The organism is Wolbachia endosymbiont (group A) of Melieria omissa (assembly GCF_964031125.1).
Classification (GTDB): domain Bacteria; phylum Pseudomonadota; class Alphaproteobacteria; order Rickettsiales; family Anaplasmataceae; genus Wolbachia; species Wolbachia pipientis.
In genome coordinates this window covers 1,164,818-1,184,867 of sequence record NZ_OZ035007.1, presented here as the reverse complement: position 1 = coordinate 1,184,867, position 20,050 = coordinate 1,164,818, and the positions used below count along the sequence as shown (strand labels likewise).

17 protein-coding genes, 2 tRNA genes and 1 pseudogene are annotated in these 20,050 nt (G+C 36.3%); 8 read left to right on the top strand and 12 right to left on the bottom strand.

Annotated features, from left to right (window positions below; all coding sequences use genetic code 11):
• The first annotated feature begins 80 nt into the window (after nucleotides 1-80).
• Entirely contained in the window at nucleotides 81-1,328 is a 1,248-nt protein-coding gene (locus ACQH2Q_RS05565; protein ID WP_264339618.1) for an IscS subfamily cysteine desulfurase, read from the top strand.
• Here the strand turns inward: ACQH2Q_RS05565 and ACQH2Q_RS05560 are convergent.
• From ACQH2Q_RS05560 to ACQH2Q_RS05540, 5 genes are all read right to left on the bottom strand, one after another.
• Nucleotides 1,325-2,275 carry an Rpn family recombination-promoting nuclease/putative transposase gene (locus tag ACQH2Q_RS05560; RefSeq protein WP_264339619.1) on the bottom strand — a complete coding sequence of 317 codons (951 nt, stop codon included), beginning with the start codon at nucleotides 2,273-2,275 and terminating at the stop codon, nucleotides 1,325-1,327. The two genes, ACQH2Q_RS05565 and ACQH2Q_RS05560, sit on opposite strands and share 4 nt — an antisense overlap.
• Nucleotides 2,276-2,554: 279 nt before the next feature.
• Nucleotides 2,555-3,718, bottom strand: a complete 1,164-nt coding sequence (gene dxr / locus ACQH2Q_RS05555; protein WP_264339620.1) for a 1-deoxy-D-xylulose-5-phosphate reductoisomerase — start codon at nucleotides 3,716-3,718, stop codon at nucleotides 2,555-2,557.
• A gap of 72 nt (nucleotides 3,719-3,790) precedes the next feature.
• Nucleotides 3,791-4,288, bottom strand: a complete 498-nt coding sequence (locus tag ACQH2Q_RS05550) for a hypothetical protein (protein WP_264339621.1) — start codon at nucleotides 4,286-4,288, stop codon at nucleotides 3,791-3,793.
• A 320-nt stretch (nucleotides 4,289-4,608) separates the two neighbouring features.
• Nucleotides 4,609-5,310, bottom strand: a complete 702-nt coding sequence (locus ACQH2Q_RS05545; protein ID WP_006279859.1) for an ABC transporter ATP-binding protein — start codon at nucleotides 5,308-5,310, stop codon at nucleotides 4,609-4,611.
• Nucleotides 5,303-6,085, bottom strand: a complete 783-nt coding sequence (locus ACQH2Q_RS05540; RefSeq protein WP_264339622.1) for an MlaE family ABC transporter permease — start codon at nucleotides 6,083-6,085, stop codon at nucleotides 5,303-5,305. Before ACQH2Q_RS05540 ends, ACQH2Q_RS05545 begins: the two co-directional genes overlap by 8 nt.
• 918 nt (nucleotides 6,086-7,003) lie before the next feature.
• Here ACQH2Q_RS05540 and rpmF point away from each other — a divergent pair.
• The 3 genes from rpmF to ACQH2Q_RS05525 are packed head-to-tail and all read left to right on the top strand — an operon-like array spanning nucleotide 7,004 to nucleotide 9,237.
• Nucleotides 7,004-7,186, top strand: coding sequence for a 50S ribosomal protein L32 (gene rpmF, locus ACQH2Q_RS05535; protein WP_041573607.1), 183 nt, complete (start codon nucleotides 7,004-7,006; stop codon nucleotides 7,184-7,186).
• 10 nt (nucleotides 7,187-7,196) lie between these two features.
• Nucleotides 7,197-8,234: a phosphate acyltransferase PlsX gene (gene plsX / locus ACQH2Q_RS05530; protein ID WP_182309753.1), complete on the top strand. Its 1,038-nt coding sequence runs from the start codon at nucleotides 7,197-7,199 to the stop codon at nucleotides 8,232-8,234.
• The gene (locus ACQH2Q_RS05525) at nucleotides 8,227-9,237 is read left to right on the top strand and encodes a beta-ketoacyl-ACP synthase III (protein WP_425383439.1); all 1,011 of its coding nucleotides are present in this window, start codon (nucleotides 8,227-8,229) and stop codon (nucleotides 9,235-9,237) included. The genes plsX and ACQH2Q_RS05525 overlap by 8 nt, the downstream gene beginning before the upstream one ends.
• A 117-nt stretch (nucleotides 9,238-9,354) precedes the next feature.
• Here ACQH2Q_RS05525 and ACQH2Q_RS05520 read toward each other — a convergent pair whose 3' ends face one another.
• Nucleotides 9,355-10,680, bottom strand: a complete 1,326-nt coding sequence (locus tag ACQH2Q_RS05520; protein WP_264339118.1) for an IS4 family transposase — start codon at nucleotides 10,678-10,680, stop codon at nucleotides 9,355-9,357.
• A 325-nt stretch (nucleotides 10,681-11,005) separates the two neighbouring features.
• On the opposite strand from ACQH2Q_RS05520, the gene ACQH2Q_RS05515 reads away from it, so the two are divergent.
• Nucleotides 11,006-11,182 (top strand): hypothetical protein, encoded by a 177-nt coding sequence (locus tag ACQH2Q_RS05515; RefSeq protein ID WP_179945717.1) that lies wholly within the window; start codon nucleotides 11,006-11,008, stop codon nucleotides 11,180-11,182.
• Between the two features lie 251 nt (nucleotides 11,183-11,433).
• Here the strand turns inward: ACQH2Q_RS05515 and ACQH2Q_RS05510 are convergent, their stop codons facing one another.
• From ACQH2Q_RS05510 to mnmE, 3 genes are all read right to left on the bottom strand, one after another.
• Nucleotides 11,434-12,450 carry an NAD(P)/FAD-dependent oxidoreductase gene (locus ACQH2Q_RS05510; protein WP_182309632.1) on the bottom strand — a complete coding sequence of 339 codons (1,017 nt, stop codon included), beginning with the start codon at nucleotides 12,448-12,450 and terminating at the stop codon, nucleotides 11,434-11,436.
• Between the two features lie 168 nt (nucleotides 12,451-12,618).
• Nucleotides 12,619-12,706 (bottom strand) — tRNA-Ser (locus ACQH2Q_RS05505).
• A gap of 47 nt (nucleotides 12,707-12,753) precedes the next feature.
• A complete protein-coding gene (gene mnmE / locus ACQH2Q_RS05500) occupies nucleotides 12,754-14,082 on the bottom strand; it encodes a tRNA uridine-5-carboxymethylaminomethyl(34) synthesis GTPase MnmE (RefSeq protein ID WP_264339624.1) in 1,329 nt (442 codons plus the stop codon).
• A 222-nt stretch (nucleotides 14,083-14,304) separates the two neighbouring features.
• On the opposite strand from mnmE, the gene nuoI reads away from it, so the two are divergent.
• Nucleotides 14,305-14,787 carry an NADH-quinone oxidoreductase subunit NuoI gene (gene nuoI / locus ACQH2Q_RS05495; RefSeq protein WP_041573606.1) on the top strand — a complete coding sequence of 161 codons (483 nt, stop codon included), beginning with the start codon at nucleotides 14,305-14,307 and terminating at the stop codon, nucleotides 14,785-14,787.
• 326 nt (nucleotides 14,788-15,113) lie between these two features.
• On the opposite strand, the pseudogene ACQH2Q_RS05490 reads toward nuoI, so the two are convergent.
• Nucleotides 15,114-16,054 (bottom strand): annotated as a pseudogene (locus ACQH2Q_RS05490) (IS5 family transposase).
• A gap of 142 nt (nucleotides 16,055-16,196) precedes the next feature.
• Here ACQH2Q_RS05490 and thrS point away from each other — a divergent pair.
• Nucleotides 16,197-18,098 (top strand): threonine--tRNA ligase, encoded by a 1,902-nt coding sequence (gene thrS, locus ACQH2Q_RS05485; RefSeq protein WP_265043322.1) that lies wholly within the window; start codon nucleotides 16,197-16,199, stop codon nucleotides 18,096-18,098.
• Between the two features lie 12 nt (nucleotides 18,099-18,110).
• Nucleotides 18,111-18,629, top strand: coding sequence for a translation initiation factor IF-3 (gene infC / locus ACQH2Q_RS05480; RefSeq protein WP_151807803.1), 519 nt, complete (start codon nucleotides 18,111-18,113; stop codon nucleotides 18,627-18,629).
• 28 nt (nucleotides 18,630-18,657) lie between these two features.
• Here the strand turns inward: infC and nuoF are convergent, their stop codons facing one another.
• Together nuoF and ACQH2Q_RS05470 are read right to left on the bottom strand one after the other, a co-directional pair.
• Entirely contained in the window at nucleotides 18,658-19,911 is a 1,254-nt protein-coding gene (gene nuoF / locus ACQH2Q_RS05475) for an NADH-quinone oxidoreductase subunit NuoF (RefSeq protein WP_010962959.1), read from the bottom strand.
• Between the two features lie 19 nt (nucleotides 19,912-19,930).
• Nucleotides 19,931-20,003 (bottom strand) — tRNA-Lys (locus ACQH2Q_RS05470).
• Nucleotides 20,004-20,050 lie beyond the last annotated feature (47 nt).

The following is a 20,050-nucleotide window of genomic DNA, read 5'->3' as shown; positions in this document are numbered from 1 at the left end:
CTTGATGCAAGATTATATCTTGAAAAAATTAAGTTTTAATGCTATAAAATAATTGTAAATTTTGTCTCCGTGGTAGCTTTATGAATGTTGAAAGTAAAAAAATACACGATGCTAAAATAAAATTACCAATATTTCTTGATTATCAATCTACTACTAAAGTAGATCCCCGTGTTTTAGAGGTGATGATACCTTACTTTGGTGAGTTCAGCAATGCACACTCTCGCAGCCATTCATTTGGTTGGACTGCTGAAGAAGCAGTGGAAAAAGCAAGGAAACACATCGCTGATCTGGTGAACGCAGATAGCAAAGAAATTATCTTTACCTCAGGTGCAACTGAGTCAAATAATACAGCAATCAAGGGCGTTGCTCACTTTTATAAAAATAAAGGAAATCATATAATCACTGTCTGCACGGAGCATAAGTGTGTTCTGGATTCTTGTCGGCATCTGGAAAATGAAGGCTTTAAAGTTACATATTTGCCTGTTAAGCAAAACGGAATTATAGATTTATCAAAGCTTGAGGAAGCAATTACTGATCAAACAATCCTGGTTTCAGTGATGATGGTAAATAATGAAATCGGAGTAATTCAGCCTGTAAAGGAGATTGGTAAAATATGCAGAAAGCATAATATATTTTTCCATACAGATGCAGCTCAAAGCTTTGGAAAAGTTCCAATTGATGTTAATGAGATGTGCATTGATCTTATGAGTCTCTCTAGCCACAAAATTTATGGACCTATGGGAATAGGCGCATTATATGTACGTAGAAAGAATCCTCGTGTTAGGCTGATACCACTAATTAGTGGTGGTGGACAGGAAAGAGGCATGCGTTCTGGAACAGTTCCAACACCTCTTGCAGTTGGTTTTGGTGAAGCGGCACGTATTGCTAAAGAAGAAATGAAAAAAGAAACAACTAGAGTGGAAGAATTAAGGGATATTTTGTATAATAAGATAAAAGAAGCGTTTCCTGATATCGTTTTAAATGGTGATTATGAAAATAGAATTCCTGGCAACCTAAACTTGAGCTTTCCCTATGTTGAGGGTGAGTCTCTCATCATGGCAATCAAGGATTTAGCAGTAAGTTCTGGTTCTGCGTGCACGTCTGCGTCTCTTGAGCCTTCCTATGTCGTACGGTCGCTAAATAATGGCCATGACCTTGAGCATTCATCAATTAGATTCGGCCTAGGCCGATTTACAACTAAAGAAGAAGTTTTGTACGCAGCAGATCTTGTTGCTAAAAATATTGGCCGACTGAGAGAAATGAGCCCACTTTGGGAGATGGTACAAGAAGGAGTAGATTTGAACACCGTGAAATGGGACTCTCATTAAATGTATCCATTCCAATTGCAAATGCACTTTGAAATTACTCTGTAACCGTTCACACTTAATTCTTCAATCTCACTAATAGAAAGGCCAGTAAACTTGACAATAGTGTTGACATCAACATTATTAGCCAGCATTGCTTTTGCGACTTCAATTTTCCCTTCCTCTTTACCAATTTTGATGCCTCTTTCTTCGCCAATTTGGATGCCTTTTTCAGTAGCAAGGTCAAGTCTGTATTCAAGAATTGCTTCTTCTTTGCGTAGATCCATTATTCTTTCTTCGTAAGCTACTAAATCTTTTTCATTCCAGCTAAACCTGTCTAATTCATCGTAGGCTAACTTTATTATTGGTGCTTTTTCTGCTATTTTCCTTAAGTCTTCTTCCGTAGTTTCATCTGCATATTTGAAGAAAAATAACCAACGATCCACTATGCTTTCTAGCTGTTCTTCCTTATTCTTAGGAAATTTAGGTAGTTCAATAAATACAAATTGAAAATCTTTTAAGTCATGCTCATTGGTTTTCTCATCTCTTATAGTGTGGCTGGATATATAATCAAGCTTATCAGGAAATAAATTACAATTAGAGATAGCAATAAAGAAAACCTTCTTTAAATCAATGTACTTACCAGATTTATCAGCTTGCCTTGAGTAAGCCTTAGCAGCATATAATTGAGCTCGTTTTTCGAAGCCTTTATCGCGAGTAAGCTGCATTTCAATCACATACCTGGCCCCACTAGAATCCCTGCAAAGAACATCAACTATACTTTGTTTATCAGATGCAATTTCAGGATCCATTATAGTACTGAGGAATTCCACTTCTTGTATAGTATTTATCTCGGTAAACCCTAAAATATCATTCAAAAAATGTATGAGAATATTCTTATTTTTTTCAGTGCCAAAGATTCTTTTAAAGGTTAAATCCAGCTTAGGGTCGAGAAACTTAGATAAAGCCATAGCCAAAGTGCTTAAAAATATTAATAATTATACACTATTATTAACAATTATTCAACCATATTTTTGAAGATAGCTATGCCGCCGCGAACCGTCATACCGCCGCGGTATCTCTAGATCCCGCTAACAAGCAGCGGGATGACGAATTACTTAACCGTCATACCACCGCGAACCGTCATACCGCCGCGGTATCTTAGCATAGATCCCGCTAACAAGTAGCGGAATGACGATTGTGTATCGTGTTTTGCTAAAAATCACAGAATGCAGTCTGGTTACATTACTCTAGCTATACGCAACAACTTTACTTTCAACAATTTTGTGAGCAATAATACGACTTTCACAATCAATATTTATTATATCAGATAGTGAATTAATATCGGTATAACTACCAAAACTTTCCATTGTTGATTCCACTACCTCTACTATTTTTAAAAAGCCGATTCGTGACTTCAAAAATTCATTAACAGCTATTTCATTTGCAGCATTGAGCACAATACTGTTTGTTTGTGGAGCAGAAGAGTTTAACACTGCCATGCTAAGCTTTAGCGCAGGAAAACGCTTATGGTCTGGCTCTTGAAAGGTCAATTTTCCTTGCTTTGTTAAATCTAATTTATAATTTAAAACTAATCTTTCTGGCCAAGATAGAGCATACGAAATGGGGATTGCCATGTCAGTTTCTGCAAGCACAGCAAAGTTGAACCCATCTTTATAAGTTACAATTCCATGTACTATTGACTCAGGATGCACTACTGCTTCAATTTTATCCGGGCTGATGTTAAACAAGTTATGTGCTTCTATTATCTCTAGTGCCTTATTCATCATTGTTGCGCTATCAACCGAGATTTTCTTTCCCATATTCCAAGTGGGGTGACTAAGCGCCTTATCTACCATAACATTTTTTAATTGCTCAAGGCTATAATTTAAGAATGGTCCACCAGAAGCAGTAAGTATGATCTTTTCTACGCATTTGTCGTCATTTTGCAAAATTTGAAAAATTGCATTGTGCTCAGAGTCAATAGGGATTATTTGTACATTTTTTTCTTTAGCTTTTTTGAGTAATAACTTTCCACCGCAAACAATGCTTTCTTTGTTTGCCAATGCAATGACTTTGGTACCGCTTTCTATAACTTCCATAACTGGCCCAAGGCCTGCAATGCCAACTATTGCAACAACTGAGAGATCAACAGGTATAGCAGCAACATTTGTAGCACCAATTGCTATTTTTACATCTGTACCAAGTAGACTTTCTTTCAAATCTTTGTAAAGTCTTTCATCCGAGATAGCAACATATTTTGCATTCAGCAGTTTTGCTTGGTGTGCCAGTAGAGCAAAGTTCGAATGGGCACTTAGTGCTTCCACTTGGTATTCTTCTTTTCTCTTTGAGAGCAAATCTACAGTCTTTTTTCCAACACTTCCTGTTGATCCTAAAACTGAAACCTTTTTCACTAAGACAAACTCATAACAATAGCAACTTTTCTTATTAGGCCTTCTTCCAACTATTCAATAGTTTTTAAGCGTTTAACCAAGTTCATGTCCGTGGTCATCGCCAACAGATGGTGAAGGACCAGGTGAAAAAGATTGACCATGGTGATCACCTGCATCATGCATGTCTTGCAAACCATCAGCATTATGAGCTATTTCGTTATTGGCATGAGGGTAATCATCTGAGTGATGTCCATCATCACCATGAGCCATGTCCATTCCTTCTGATGGCATATCTTCCCCACCTCCACCTGAAAAATATTCTGCAAGGCCTTCAAGAAGTTTTATGCCAAACATATTACCTGACTTTCCAAACAGTGTTACTAAACTACTGCCACTCACCAAACCTTCAAACACATTATTATAAGCAGCAATTGCTCCTTCATGAAAGTTGAACAACCATTTCATTCCATCGACAACTGTTGAAACAGAGTCACTGTGACCAAGACCAAAACCACTTTTCTCACCAGCAGCCTCTTGGTGTTGCTGCTGCGCTTGCCATTCTGCAATATTTGGACCTTGAGCTTCACTCATAAATTTTTACTCTCAACCTTAAGCTATTATTTTATCACAAATATTGCAAAATATCAATAGAGCTTTTGAATATAGCTAATACAAACAATTTCTGTCATCCTATATATAGCTAAACTGACTTACGACAATTTGAAAAACGACAAATTCGTCATTCCGCTACTAGTTAGCGGAATCTATGCCGAGATACCGCGAATGAATCGCGGTATGACGTGTTAGCTATAGGATCCAGTTTGAAAAAAATCTGAATTCCAATGTCCACTACCTTTTACAAAGTTAAAACTTAAAAATATGACTGTTAGCAATAGTGTATATATCTTTAGCTATATATAATGAATGAATTTTTTTATATATTCGTTATTGGTATTTTGTATTTCCTGAACAGTTCCATGGGAAATGATCTCCCCTTCATATAATACTGCTATTTTATCAGCTATTTTAAATGCACTATGAATATCATGTGTAATCGTGATAATTGTAGGGTTAAGATCTCTAGATAATTTTATTATTATCTCGTTTACTATATCTGACATAATTGGGTCCAATCCTGAAGTTGGTTCATCCAAAATAATGATTTCTGGATTGTGTGCAATCGCCCTTGCAAGTGCCACTCTTTTTTTCATTCCACCTGATAGCTCTATTGGAAACATATCTGCTATGCTTTCCTCCAGTCCAACATCATTTAACTTCTCGATTGCTAGCTGTTTTGCCTCTTTTTTGCTGATATTAAAGCGCTTTTTATAATTAAAAGATATATTTTCCCACACTGTAACGTAGTCAAATAAAGCGGAATTTTGAAATAAAACCCCAAATTTATTTTTGCTTTTACTATTTATTTTAACAGACCCTGAGTCTGGAGCAAGCAAGCCGATAATTGTTTTTGTTAATACAGATTTGCCGCTTCCTGAGCCACCAAGTATGACTAATGATTCCCCTTTTAATATATCAAAATTTAGATCTTTTAGTACTGTCCTATCATCAAAAGATAAGCTTAAGTTCAATATTGATATTATGGGGTTACGCATGTATCAAAGTAATCATGTAGTTTGCTAAAATGATCAGTATGGACGATAAAACAACAGTTGATGTTGTAGCAACACCTACTCCTCGTGCACCTTCTTTGCAATGGTAACCGTAATAGCAGCTTGAGACAGAAATTATGGCGCCAAATACAGTTGCTTTTATTAGCCCAGTTATAAAATCATACGTATTAAAGAACTGAGCTGTGTGTTTAATGTATATATTTAAATTGTGGTTAAATTCGAAGACTGCAGTGATACATCCTCCAAATATTCCTATTAAATCTGCACATACTGTAAGTATGGGAAATACTATGATTGACGCTAAAATCCTTGGTGCAATTAAATATTTAAAAGGGTTGATGTTCAAGGTTGTAAGTGCATCTATTTGCTCGGTGATGCGCATTGTACCAATTTCTGCTGCAACTGATGATCCAACCTTTCCTACCATTATTAAGCTGATCAAAACTGGTCCTAACTCTTTAATGATAGTGATCGTAACAAGTTTGGGTATTATCTGTTCTTGGTTAATTAATGGGTCACTCAAGCTACTTTGTAAAACTATTGCCGCTCCTATAAAAACTCCAGTGAGCCCAACAATTGGCAGAGAGAAAAAGCCTATCTCTATAATTTGTCTTGCTATGTTGCTAAAATAATATGGTGGCACAAGGAAGTGGTATAGAGATTGAATAAAAAATATGAATGCACTACCAAGCCTTAACAAAAAATTGATAAAGTACCTACCAATTATTCTAACACTATTTATATCAAAAAAGCTCACTTTGTATTCATTTTAGCTAGAGGTTAGTCTTACTGATTTTATTAAAATTTTTATTAACTTTATCGCAAAGTATAGCTGAGATATGTTTTAAGTTCAACATACTTGATGTTTTAATTTAAAGCTCATATAGCTAACCCAAGAAAGGTTTCCCTACGTCATACCGCCACGGTATCCACAACTGTACGAACGTTGTAGTTTGGGAGCAATTCCCACCAGTGGGCCAGTGCCCAGACACTGGGATGTCTTTGTTGCATCGCTAGCTATGATGGATTAAAGATAAAAAAGATAGGGAATATCAGTAGCTTATTATTCTGGTATTTATAACAAGAACGGTCAGTGAATACCTAAATTTGAGTAAAAGAAATTTCACTACCACTCACCAATCTGGCTAAAATTCAAGAATTTCAATGCTTTAGCTATTTTCAATAGAATTAAATTTATTAATATAAATAACAAATTACTATTCTTAAATTTGATCAGATTGATTGCAAAAAAACAAGATTTTCAATAGGTCGCTTATAATCCTAACTATAGTTAGCCTTTCATAAGTAGCGATGCAACAAAGCCCACTGGGATCCAGCTTCTATGCAACTTAATTAAAAACGTTTGTTTTAGCATAAGACAACTACCTTTAGCTCATCAGCTCAGTTATAAGCAAAATTTCTGGATTCCAGACTGGAATGACATCATCTGTTGTGCAATTTACCTTCAAAAATGAATGTTCGTACAGCTATGGATTCATTCGCGGTATAGATTCCGCTAACGAGTAGCGGAATGACGGTTTTTCAAATTGTAGAGCCACTTTAGCTATAGAACTCAATTACATAAGCAAACCTTACTTATTTTACTATCCCTGTTTACTTCCTGTAAAAAACATGTTACTAATGTATTGTATTTTGTAGTAGAATGGAGGAAATTTTGGCAGTTCCAAAAAGAAAAAAGTCAAAGTCAAGGCGTAATATGCATCGTTCTCATCATGCTATTGAGCCTAAGAATATTGTGGTGTGTTCAACAACTGGGGAATTCATGTTGCCTCATAACGTAGCAGTTGATGGCAGTTACAAAGGAAAACGGGTTTTCATCAAGCAACAGGCGGAGTGACTATTATGATATGTTACCTACGGTCAATAATAATATAGTTATTGCACTTGACGCTATGGGGGGCGATTTTGCGCCTCTTTCCGTAATTCAGGGTGCTGGTTTTTTTTTAGACAACCTTGTTGACCCAGGCATTAAAGTTTTTTTTCATATTTATGGAGATAAGGAAGAAGTATCTCCTTTGCTTTTGAAATATAAAAAAGTAAGTAACAATTCTGAATTTACTCATTGTTCTGACAATGTCCTTGCAAATGATAAGCCATCTTTTGCGCTGAGACATCGTAAAGACTCAAGTATGAAAGCTGCAACTGTTGCAGTGAAAGAAGGTAAAGCTTTCGGAGTGGTATCTTCAGGCAACACCGGAGCGTTGATGGCAATTTCCAGATTTATTTTAGGAACATTACCAAACATTTATCGTCCTGCTATTGCCTCTATCTGTCCAACTAAGACAAAAAGCTTCGCTTTGCTTGACCTTGGTGCAAATGTTGATTGTAATGCCGACTCATTATTTCAATTTGCGTTAATGGGTAGTATATTTGCAAAAATAGCATTAAAAATTGACAATCCTGAAGTTGCTTTGCTAAATATCGGCACAGAAGAAGTTAAAGGTAATGACTCAGTGCGCGGCGCTTTTGAGTTGCTTAAAAACGCTCCAGGCATTAATTTCAAAGGGTATATAGAGGCAAGTGAATTTTTAGAGGGTAATATAGATGTGATTGTTGCTGATGGTTTTGTTGGCAATGTAATGCTCAAAACGGCTGAGGCAACCGCTAGTACCTTTATCAATCTAATAAAGCAGGAAGTATTCAATTCGTGGATAGCGAAAATGCTTGTTGGTATATTGTTAAAATCCAAACTAAATAAAGCTTTAACGCGTTTTAATCCCAAAATTAGAAGTGGAGCTATGTTTTTAGGGCTGAATGGTATCATCATTAAAAGTCATGGAAATTCTGATGCTATTTCTTTTGCCCATGCCATAAAATTTGCAGTAAATGCAATTAGTGAAAATTTAAATCAAAAGATAATTAACGGGGTAAGTCATATTGAATAAAAGTTTCATATTAAGCACTGGATCTTACCTACCAAGAAAAATGTTGAGTAACAACGAAATTGCATCGATAGTTGAGACGAGCGATGAATGGATAAGGCAGAGAACAGGAATAGTTCAAAGGCATATAGCAGATGAAGGAGAACTAACGTCAGATCTAGCTGTAAATGCAGCAAAAAGTGCTATAGAAAAAGCTAAAATTTCAGTAGATGAAATTGACTTGATTATAGTTGCTACAACAACTCCTGATAAAACTTTTCCTAGCTGTGCAACGATTGTACAAAGTAAGTTAAAATGTAAAAACGCATTTGCTTTTGATGTACAAGCAGCATGCTCTGGTTTTATATATGCAGTTACAGTTGCTGATTCGCTCATAAAATCTAACAATAGAATTAAATATGCATTGGTTATAGGTGCTGAAATAATGTCTAGGATTGTTGATTGGGAAAATAGGTCAACTTGTGTACTCTTTGGTGATGGTGCTGGTGCAGTAATAATGAAATCAGCATGTCATTTTAACGTCATTCCAACAAATGATGCTGATACTTGGGTGGCAGAGAAGGGGGTTACAAAAGGTATAATTTCAACTAGCCTATATTCTGATGGCAATGTGGACATACTATGTACGAACGGAGGGATATCCTCAACTGGTGATTCTGGAAAAATATGCATGAATGGAAGAGAAGTGTTTAAACATGCAGTGGATAAGTTAACAGCCTCAGTAGAGGAAACTCTGAAATGCAATAATTTGAAAATCACTGATATTGACTGGTTAATTCCCCATCAAGCAAACATTCGTATTATTGAAGCAGTAGTAAAGAAATTAGATTTTCCTATAGAGAAAGTGATTAATACCGTTGATAAGCATGCAAACACCTCAGCGGCATCAATTCCACTGGCCTTAGGCTATGCAATACAAGAATCAAAAATAAAATCAGGAAATCTGGTACTGCTGATTTCAATAGGTGCAGGCCTGACCTGGGGTTCCGTGTTGCTGCACTATTAGACTTCCTGCATTACCTCCTGTCATCCAAGTACCCTCTTTGTCATTCCAGTGCCTCTTTCTCCTGTCATCCCAGTGCCCCCTTTTGTCATCCCAGTAGCCCCTTCCATACGCGTCAAGTTAAGAGATTGTGAGCAAATTTAGAGAGGTTAAAGTGGATACTCTAGCCCTTCTACGTTTGTCTTTTAATGAAAATCGCGACCAAGTTATAGTGAGTTTTTTAAGAAATGCTTTTAAACTATTAATTTTGGTTAATACTAAAAATAACTCTCTAACCCGCCTTTTTAGCTCAATAAATGCCTTTGTTAAGCTAAGTTCTGTATTCTTTTTCACTTCTGTGCAACCAACTATGCCGTGAAATATAAGAATTGCGCACAATTTAGCATATAGTTCACATAATACTCTGCATGGCTTTCCTTTTAGCTTATCAAGCCTGATATGGCTTTTATACAATTTAAATAATAACTCAATTTGCCACCTTACTCTGTAAATCGTTAATACTTGCTCAGCACTAATTTTATTTTCTGGAACATTAGTTATAAATATTGACCAGTTCAACAATTTTTGATTTCTTTTAGAGGATGTATATCCCTGCGATCTTGCTAATCTATTAGCTTTCCTTCTTCTGGCCATAGACTGTTCTTCAGTTAGTTTCTGACATATAATTCTTACTCTAATTTTTGCTTCTTTTCCTAACAATACCTCGTTTTCTAAAAATAACTTATCCTCTAAACATTCTAATAACTCCATTTTTTGATTTGTTTCTACATCATATATGTTGGTATCGGATTTATAACGACTTATGAAATAAGCTCCTATTTCATTGATTTGTTTAAAAGAACTTGGCACAAAATAACCGAGATCAGATATTAGCAAATCATTGCTTAATATATTACTTAAATGTTTCCTATATCCCTGGTCTGATCTTACCCCCTCCGTTAAATTAAGTTGGTCTATTATCTGATTCATGTAGTCGAAAACTAATTGTAACTTTATTCCAGACTTAGTATTGCTTTCATAGCCACTGTAGCTAGTACCATAACCTTTATACATCTCTTCCATACTGTTAGGTAGAGTAATATAGCTACTGTCCAATAATTTAACACTATTAAATTGCTGTAAGATTTTGCAATCAACTTGCAAGATATTTTTAAAGAGAATCACAGATTCATTATACATCCTTTTCATAAATTCCACTGCTTCTTCAGTAAATCTAAAATCCAAACCTTGTTTTGTTATATCTATCGAGTCCTCGTTTAGTAATTGACACATTGTTTCTACGCTACAATTATCAACTCCTATATTACCCAAGACCATGGCTTTTACGAATGATGAACCTTTTAGCTTTCTCTTTCTTTTTATAAACCTTGTTGTAATTGAGATTTTCTCTGCTTTTTCATTAAAAAATTCTTTGAGCTTTTTTGATAAGCAAGTTATTTTATTCATTGGTTCTCTCACTAAAAGTATATCTGGGAGAACTTATACCTTATTATTCTATCTCTTTCATACCTTTATTTCCTTAACTTGACGCGTATGGTAGCCCCTTCGGTGTCATTCCAGTCTGGAATCCAGTTCTTATTGTACATTCACCTGGTGTAAAGTTAAGTTTCCTGGATCCCAGTGTCAGCTACTCGGATGACAAAAAAAGGAGCACTGGAATGACAGCAGTCCTACGTCATACCGCGATTCATTCGCGGTATCTCTAGATCCCGCTAACAAGCAGCGGGATGACGGTTGTCGTTTAGCCACAAATATTTAAGAAATTTACCAAATGAAAAAAAAGGCAAAAGAAGCCCTGGGGTTATTATCCGCTTTAAAATATTGGCGTTTTTTATGTTTTAAACGCTTGACAAGCGAGATTAAGCTGCTTTTAATTGCAACTAACTTACGCTGCAAACGTTTAAGAAATTTACTAAGCAGAAAAAAAGACAAAGAATCCCCGAGTTAGCTAGTCTTTTACTATCTCTGTCGAGTATTGGCATTTTTTGATGTCTTGTAACGCTTTGTAAGCGCGTTCAGCTTATTTAGATAAAAATCTAGATGTAGATGAAGTTTTGTAAAGACATACAGTATCTATATACTGCAAAAAATTGAACATAAGACGCCGATACATTAAGTAATCCTTACCTTTTAATCTGCAGATTGGCGAAAGCAAATACAATAGCTTCAGTTTCATGATAAGGGAGCTGGCAAGGTTTGTCAAGGAAGTTTTTCTTTCCCGTGAATTCCCTTTGAAGTTGAATATTGAAAATTGACTGGAGAGTTGTGGATTACTTTGTATATGTCATAACAAGCCATGGCGCTCTCAGCAAAACCATTTAGTATTAATTTTAGTTTGCCTGAATAAATAGCTATATCTCCGATTGCATATATCCTATCTCTACTGGTTTTAAGTGTAGCTGGGTCGACAACTATGCGGCTATGTTCTAACTGTATACCCCAATTGTTTATTGGACCAAGATTCATTGACAATCCAAAAAATGGCAGCAAAAAATCAGCGGATATTTCTTTTTCTTCCTTAGAGGCAATGTTTTTTACTATCACTGTGCTCAATTGCCCATTACCTCCTGCTAGTTCGTGTAATTGATATGGCACTACCAGTTCTATTTTTCCATCAATTTCAAGTGATTCTAATTTATTTCTAGTTTCAGGAGTGCAGCGAAATTCCTTTCTCCTATGTATCACATAAATTTTCTTTGCAACTTTAGAAAGTTCTACAGTCCAATCAGCTGCAGAATCACCCCCCCCTGCAATGACTATAGTTTTATCCTGAAAATCAGAAATTTTATTTACACTGTAAAATACAGATTTATTTTCATATTCTAATATACCACTTAAGGGTGGACGGTTAGGTTCAAACATTCCATTACCTGCAGCAACAATAACAGCCTTACATTTTACCTCTGTACCTATGCTCGTTATGATAGTAAAGTTTTCACCTTCGTTATTTGAAATCTTTTCTACTTTTTGACTTAAATGGTAAATAGGCTTAAATGGGGAAGCTTGCTCCATTAGCTGCTCAATTAATTTTTGGGCAGTAATTACAGGATAACCAGGTATATCGTATATTGGCTTTTCTGGGTAAAGAGCTGTGCATTGTCCTCCTGCTTGATCCAAAACATCTATTACATGACATCTCATATCAAGCATTCCCGCTTGAAAAGCAGTGAATATTCCAACAGGTCCTGCACCTATTATTACTATATCGGTTTTCATATTCAGATGGTAATCTATTTATAGATATTAGCTTTCTTCGCTAATAAGGTCAATTTACAAAGGGACGTATTTTTAAAAGATGTGGCTAGATTAGATAAGATTTCCAGCGTTATGAACCACATAGTCCAAATAAGCTCTAAAAATCAGCTAGCATAGCGAGATGCTGTGCGGACGGAATGGGATTCGAACCCATGGTACGCTCATCACGTACGTCAGTTTTCAAGACTGGTGCCTTAAACCGCTCGGCCATCCGTCCATTTCTTTTCTATCACAACATTTGATTTTAAGCAATCTATAAAAGCTTTACTTGCCCACGCAAAAGTTGCTAAACACACTACTCAATATTTCCTCAACATTAATAATTCCAATCACCGCACCAAGTTCAAATGCAGCAAGCCTCAAATCTTCAGATATCAACTCAATTGGATTATCGATATTAAAACGTTGTAAATGTTCCAGTGCTTTCTGCATGTGATTCCTATGTCTTTGCCGAGTGATTACAGGAGTGTCTCTATCATGCCCAAATTTTTCCTCTGCCTTCTCTTTTATGAGAGAGATCAATTTGTTTGTACCTATTCCCTTTAAAATAGAAATAGGTAGAAAATCTATGCCATTAATTTTTATATTGTGATTATTGATAACATCGTCAGCTTTGCTCAATACATAAATAGTATCGCTATTTACAACGTTGCAATTGATATTATGACGCTGTTCAAAAGGAAACAGTTCTATTCTTAAATCAGCTTCAAAAGACCTCTTTTTCGCTCGACTTATACCTTCTGATTCTATTGGATCTGAACTCTCACGAATTCCAGCAGTATCAGAGAGAATGATTGGGTATCCGCCAATGTCAATATGAGCTTCAAGTATATCTCTTGTTGTGCCTGCATATTCAGAAACAATAGCAATATCACGCTTGGCTAAGAAATTAAACAGAGTTGATTTACCGACATTTGGTTTACCAGTTATTACAACATGTAAACCCTCACGCAACCTTTCACCCCGTCTATTATCATTTAAATGCTCTTGTATCAACCGCACAAGAGCTCGCACTTCATTATTAATTTTTTCCAATTCATTTTTTTCTGTCCAAACATCCTCTGGAAAGTCTATATATGCTTCGATTTTGGATTGTATCGTTATTAATCTTTGCCTCCAATTGCTGTATAGTCTCTCCAATTCTCCTGATATCTGCTTAATCGCTTGTTTAGCTTGCATTTTCGTCTCAGCATCAATTAAGTCTGCAATTCCTTCTATTTGAGTTAAGTCAAATTTACCATTTAGAAAAGCCCTAAGTGAGAATTCTCCAGGCCTGGCCATAACGAAAATTTTTGATAATTCCTCCAAGATGATTTTTATGACTGCCTTACTTCCATGCACTTGTAACTCTATAACATTCTCGCCAGTGAAACTGTTTGGAGCAGGGAAATAGATGATTATTCCATTATCTATCAATTGATTGAAATCATCATATAGATCAACTAAAGTAGCAAATCTTGGTTTAATTTCTTTCTTAATATGAAAATGATTTAAAGCTTTAAGCGCATAGTTGCCTGAAATTCTAATTACTGCAACTCCTGACTTACCAAATACGGTCGATAAAGCGAAAATAGTTTCATTTGTGTTTGTCATTATTTATATAAACTACTTAGCAATATTACACTTAAGAAACCAAAATACCTAATTTGAAAATATTCAAAATTTTTATCTATCTTGCTAGTTTATATTAATGCAGTACTATCATACTAGTGAATGTATTATATAGAAAAGCTGTAAAAGTCACCCAGGTGAAAATATTTATTTTGAAAACTGATAATATGATTTATAATGGCTGACACAAGTTTTAAATATTTTATGCTCAAGAAATTAGCTTGGTATTGGTCTTTTGCAGAGTTAATCAAAGGGTTTGCTATTACATTGAAATATATGTTCAAACCAAAGGTTACGTTAAGATATCCTATGGAGAAGGGCCCTTTAAGTCCAAGGTTTCGTGGTGAGCATGCGTTGCGTAGGTATCCAAACGGTGAAGAACGGTGCATAGCTTGTAAATTATGCGAAGTTATCTGCCCTGCTCAAGCAATAGTTATTGAAGCAGAGGAAAGAGAAGACGGTAGTCGTCGCACCACACGCTATGATATTGACATGACAAAATGCATATACTGCGGGCTTTGCCAAGAGGCATGTCCAGTTGATGCAATTGTGGAGGGTCCTAACTTTGAATTTGCTACTGAAACGAGAGAGGAGCTAATGTACAATAAAGAAAAGTTATTGCGTAATGGTGAAATTTGGGAAGACGCAATTGCACTCAGGTTAAAAAAGAATAGACCTTATTATTAATGTTCAGAGCTTATAACCCTGTTATCCATTATGATTTAAGGGCAGTGCCCACTAGGGGTGGTGTCATCCAAGTAGCTGATACACAACTGTACGAACATTTGTTTGCGAGGGCAGTATGTTAAATGTTATAGCCTGTTTTGCCTCAAACACAAAGGTGTCATCCCAGTGCTTGACACTGGGGTCCAGGTATAAAAATATTTGCAAATTGTGCAATGGACAACAGATTTTAGGAGCATACGTTAAACTAATTTCCATTATAAAAATAAGATGGATCCCAGTGGGCTTTGTTGCATCGCTCTTCGGATAGTAGGTAACGCACAATAAATTTATGAAGCTATCTCAAATTTAGCCATACCAATATCAGTGAACTTATTGAGCAAATAGCATTTAACAAGTAGTTCCTTCTCTCTATTTGTCTCAGATTTATTCCTAAAACTAAACCCGAATGTTTGTTTCAGTCGCGAGAAAAAACTTTCTATATAAGATCTTTTTCCGTAGTTTGTTTGCCTTTTCCACCTCTTCATTCCATCTTCGCTGCATGATTTTATTAGTCTAATTGCAGCATTTCTCTCAGCCATATAGTCTAACTTTGGATGCTCTGCTGCGTTGTTTTTCGGAGGAATTTTCGTTTTTATACCATATTGATTACACAGCTTATAGAGCTTTTCTCTGTCATATGCCCTATCTGCATATAGTACTTTTATGACATACTGAAAATCGACTTCTTTTAGCAAATCACAAGCTCCATAGTGATCAGCCGTTACTGTATTTTACAGCTATGGCTTTTTTGCTGTTTGTATTCAACATTACATGCAATTTTCTTGTCTGCTCATAGCTGCGATACTTTCTATCTTCGCTATTTTCTTTGCTATGACCAGGAGTGTTGTTGTATATACTAATTCCTGTACTGTCTATAGCAATTTCGATATCTTCCATATTATTTTCTGCAATCATTGATCTTAATATTGAGTTTCTTAAACCTTCTTGATGATTGTGAATAGCTGATAACTTGCAAATTTTTCCCAATTTGCTCAAGGTATCCTGCTATAAACCCAACTGTTTGCCTCAGGCCTATTCTAAATAAACAAGTTATTATGTGCACCAAAATTACAACTTTATCGCTATAAATATTGTTGCCACCTGGTATTTTTGGACCATTCTCGTACCACTTTTCTATGGCTTCGTTGATATAATGAAAAATATTTCCTCTTTTTTCTAGAAATTTGTTATATTCGCTATGGTTACTGACCCTCATTTTTTGTGGCATATTTTTTCTTTCAAGGTTAAATGGCTATTTTATAATGAATTTTGTCAGTAGCCACCAGATTTTTTCAGTTGCTATGCAACAAAGCCATCCCAGTGTCAAGCACTGGGATGACAAAGAGAGGGTTAGACAAAAGGGTCGATAAATGATTAGGATTACTTTTTCAGCCGAACAAAAAGTAAAAGAATACAGTGGTAAAGTTACTGGCTTTGATATATTACAACCGGATGTTTTGAAAGAAGCAATTGCCTTTAAGGTAAATGGTGAGTTGCATGATCTCTCACGTGAAATTGAAGCTGATGCAGAGATAGAGGTGATACAACTGAGTGACGAAGTGGGTTTAGATATAATAAGGCATGATGCTGCTCATATAATGGCGCAGGCAGTGAAAGAGCTATTTCCTAATACTCAGATTACTATCGGCCCAACAATTCAGGACGGTTTTTACTATGATTTTGCTACAGATCGTACCTTCACTACGGACGATCTTACCGCAATAGAAAAGAAAATGAAAGAGATTGTAAAAAGTAACCACAGATTTGTTCGAGAAGTTTGGACTCGCAAGCAGTCAGTTGATTTCTTTAGTGGTATAGGCGAAAAATATAAGGTTGATATTATCTCATCCATACCAGAGGGTGAAAACCTAACTGTTTATAGGCAAGGTGATTTTGTTGACCTATGCCGTGGTCCGCACTCACCATCAACCGGTAGAGTTAAAGCGTTTAAACTTATGAAAGTAGCGGGTGCATACTGGCGAGGTGATGCAAAGGGCCCAATGTTGCAGCGAATATATGGCACAGCATGGAGAAATAAGGATGAATTAAACGCTTATCTTGAGTGTCTCAAAGAAGCAGAGAAACGTGATCACCGCAAAATTGCCAAGGATATGGATTTATTTCACATCCAAGAGGAAGCTGTCGGGCAGGTTTTTTGGCATGAACAAGGATATATTTTATATAATGTTCTTGAGTCTTACATCAGAAAGAAGCTAATAAATAATGGCTATTTTGAGGTAAAAACTCCTATTTTAGTAAGCAAAGAGCTGTGGGAAAAATCTGGACATTGGGATAAGTTTCGTGAAAATATGTTTATTGTTGATGAATCTGAAAGCAAAAAGCTAGCAATAAAACCCATGAATTGCCCCTGTCATGTGCAGATTTTTAATTCTCACACCAGAAGCTATCGTGATTTACCGATACGTATGGCAGAATTTGGTACGTGTCATAGGAATGAAAGCTCAGGCTCATTGCACGGACTGATGCGAGTGCGTGGTTTTACGCAAGACGATGCACACATTTTTTGTATGGAAGAACAAGTGAATTCTGAAACTATAAAGTTTTGTGACCTTTTAAAAGAAGTATATTCAGAGCTTGGATTTAATGAAATTTCTGTGAAATTTTCAGACCGTCCAGATATTAGAGCAGGTAATGATGAAGTGTGGGATAGAGCTGAAAAAGCGCTGCTTGAAGCCGTTAAAGAAGCGGGCTTGAGTTATGAACTGAGCCCTGGTGAAGGTGCATTTTATGGTCCAAAGCTAGAGTTTGTTTTGAAAGATGCAATAGGCAGAAGCTGGCAATGTGGAACATTGCAAGTTGATTTCATTTTACCAGAACGTCTGGGAGCTTTTTATATAGGGGCAGATGGGCACAAGCATCACCCTGTCATGTTACATAGGGCAATTCTTGGGACTTTTGAGCGTTTTATCGGAATTTTGATAGAAAATTATGCAGGAAAATTTCCAGTTTGGCTTGCTCCAACGCAACTTGCTATTCTGACCATTACAAATGAAGCTGACGGTTACGCCACAGAAATTAGCAATATTTTAAAAGAACAAGGTGTGAGAGTCAAGACTGATTTGACCAATGAAAAAATTAGTTATAAGATACGTTTGCATAGTTCAAACAAGGTTCCTATATTGTGGATTGTAGGCAAAAATGAAGTTACAAGTAAAACTGTGTCAGTGAGAAATTTAGGATCGGAAAGACAGGAGTCTTTTTCTTTGGAGAAGGCTATTGAATTGTTGTTAAAAAGTATTAATTTGAATTAAGGGAGTTAAAGTTTGCAAGTTAAAAAGAACAATAAAAACAGAATTAATGGATTCATCACAGCTAAGGAGGTACGCTTAGTTGATCACAGTGGTGAAATGATCGGAATCGTGCTAATAGAACGAGCTTTGGAGCTTGCACAGGGTGTTGGTTTAGACTTGGTAGAAATTGCACCTGATTCAACCCCTCCAGTATGTAAAATTCTGGATTATAGCAAGCAAAAGTATGATATAAAAAAGAAAGCAAGTGAAGCAAAAAAGAAACAAAAAACATTAACTATAAAAGAAATTAAACTGGGTCCCAATATTGGTGATCACGATTACGGAACAAAATTGCGTCAAGCAAGAGACTTACTTGCCCACGGACATAAAATTAAAGTCACAATGAGATTTAGAGGGAGAGAGCTTATAAACACTGAAGTTGGACTGGAAAAATTAGAACGGCTAATTCGAGACACTGAAGATATCGCAAAGGTAGAATTGGCACCTAAAAGAGAAGGGAATCAATATTTTTTAGCTCTGGTTGCTAAGTAGCAAAACGGCTTAAGAAGTATAAGTAAAGTTAAATTATCGCTCTCTCTTTGATAACATGGCGAAAATGTCTTATTAATCCTTGAATCGGCCAAGCTGCAGCATCGCCAAGTGCGCAAATTGTATGTCCTTCTATTTGAGTTGTAAGGTCAAGCAGCTTATCTATTTCATCAGGCTTAATATCTCCTGCCACCATCCTCTTCATAATCCTCCACATCCATCCAGTACCTTCACGGCATGGTGTGCATTGTCCACAGGACTCATGCATATAAAAGTGTGATAACCTCTCTATTGCAGCTATTATATCAGTTGATTTATTCATCACTATTACAGCAGCAGTACCAAGCCCTGATTGTGCAGTTCTTAATGAATCAAAATCCATTTCAATAGTATCACATATAGATTTTGGAATTAATGGCACTGAAGACCCACCAGGTATTACAGCAAGTAAATTATCCCAACCTCCTCGCACTCCACCTGCGTATTTTTCAATTAATTCACGTAATGGAATTCCGAGCTCTTCTTCAACATTACACGGGTTGTTTACGTGCCCTGAAATACAAAAGACCTTGGTACCAGTATTATTTGGTTTACCAAGAGATGCAAACCATTCTCCTCCGCGATTCAGAATATCTGGAACCATGGCTATAGTTTCAACGTTGTTTATTGTGGTTGGGCAGCCAAAAAGTCCAACACCTGCGGGAAATGGAGGCTTCATGCGAGGAAAGCCCTTTTTTCCTTCAATTGATTCGAGTTGAGCTGTTTCTTCCCCACATATGTAAGCTCCTGCGCCCCTATGGATAAACACATCAAGATCATAACCTGATTTGCAGGCATTTTTTCCAATTAAACCTTCTTTATAGGCTTCCTCAAGTGCTTTTTTTAGAACTAAATATTCATTATAAAATTCACCCCTGATATAAATATATGCAACTGATGCGCTGATCGCTTTGCCGGCCAGGAGAATTCCCTCAAGTAACTTATGTGGCTCATATCGCAATATATCTCTATCTTTACATGTACCAGGTTCTGACTCATCTGCATTGACTACTAAATATGCTTTTGGGAGATTTTTGGGCATAAAGCTCCACTTAAGGCCGGTGGAAAATCCTGCACCCCCTCGACCTCTCAAACCAGATTTCTTTACTTCATCAATGATCTTTTCTGATCCTAAATCCAGTAATTCCTTTGTTTTTTGCCAGCTACCACGTTTTTTTGCACCCTCAAGTAGTGGAGTTCCTTTACCATTTAGGTTGGTGAATATTTTGTCTTGTTCTTTTAGCATGTTTTTCAAAATTTGTGAGTGATCCCGACGCGATTCGAACGCGTGACCCACTGATTAAAAGTCAGTTGCTCTACCGGCTGAGCTACGGGATCATTTCATTTTTCAGCTATACTAAACATCAATACAGTTTTTATCCGTT

Bases quoted from the DNA above. Each gene is read 5' to 3' on its own strand.
- mnmE (WP_264339624.1), bottom strand. From the start codon at position 14,082: ATGACAAACACAAATGAAACTATTTTCGCTTTATCGACCGTATTTGGT.
- ACQH2Q_RS05565 (WP_264339618.1), top strand. From the start codon at position 81: ATGAATGTTGAAAGTAAAAAAATACACGATGCTAAAATAAAATTACCA.
- plsX (WP_182309753.1), top strand. From the start codon at position 7,197: ATGTTACCTACGGTCAATAATAATATAGTTATTGCACTTGACGCTATG.
- ACQH2Q_RS05510 (WP_182309632.1), bottom strand. From the start codon at position 12,450: ATGAAAACCGATATAGTAATAATAGGTGCAGGACCTGTTGGAATATTC.
- ACQH2Q_RS05515 (WP_179945717.1), top strand. From the start codon at position 11,006: ATGAAAAAAAAGGCAAAAGAAGCCCTGGGGTTATTATCCGCTTTAAAA.
- nuoI (WP_041573606.1), top strand. From the start codon at position 14,305: ATGCTCAAGAAATTAGCTTGGTATTGGTCTTTTGCAGAGTTAATCAAA.
- ACQH2Q_RS05545 (WP_006279859.1), bottom strand. From the start codon at position 5,310: ATGCGTAACCCCATAATATCAATATTGAACTTAAGCTTATCTTTTGAT.
- ACQH2Q_RS05560 (WP_264339619.1), bottom strand. From the start codon at position 2,275: ATGGCTTTATCTAAGTTTCTCGACCCTAAGCTGGATTTAACCTTTAAA.
- thrS (WP_265043322.1), top strand. From the start codon at position 16,197: ATGATTAGGATTACTTTTTCAGCCGAACAAAAAGTAAAAGAATACAGT.
- ACQH2Q_RS05550 (WP_264339621.1), bottom strand. From the start codon at position 4,288: ATGAGTGAAGCTCAAGGTCCAAATATTGCAGAATGGCAAGCGCAGCAG.
- ACQH2Q_RS05520 (WP_264339118.1), bottom strand. From the start codon at position 10,680: ATGAATAAAATAACTTGCTTATCAAAAAAGCTCAAAGAATTTTTTAAT.
- nuoF (WP_010962959.1), bottom strand. From the start codon at position 19,911: ATGCTAAAAGAACAAGACAAAATATTCACCAACCTAAATGGTAAAGGA.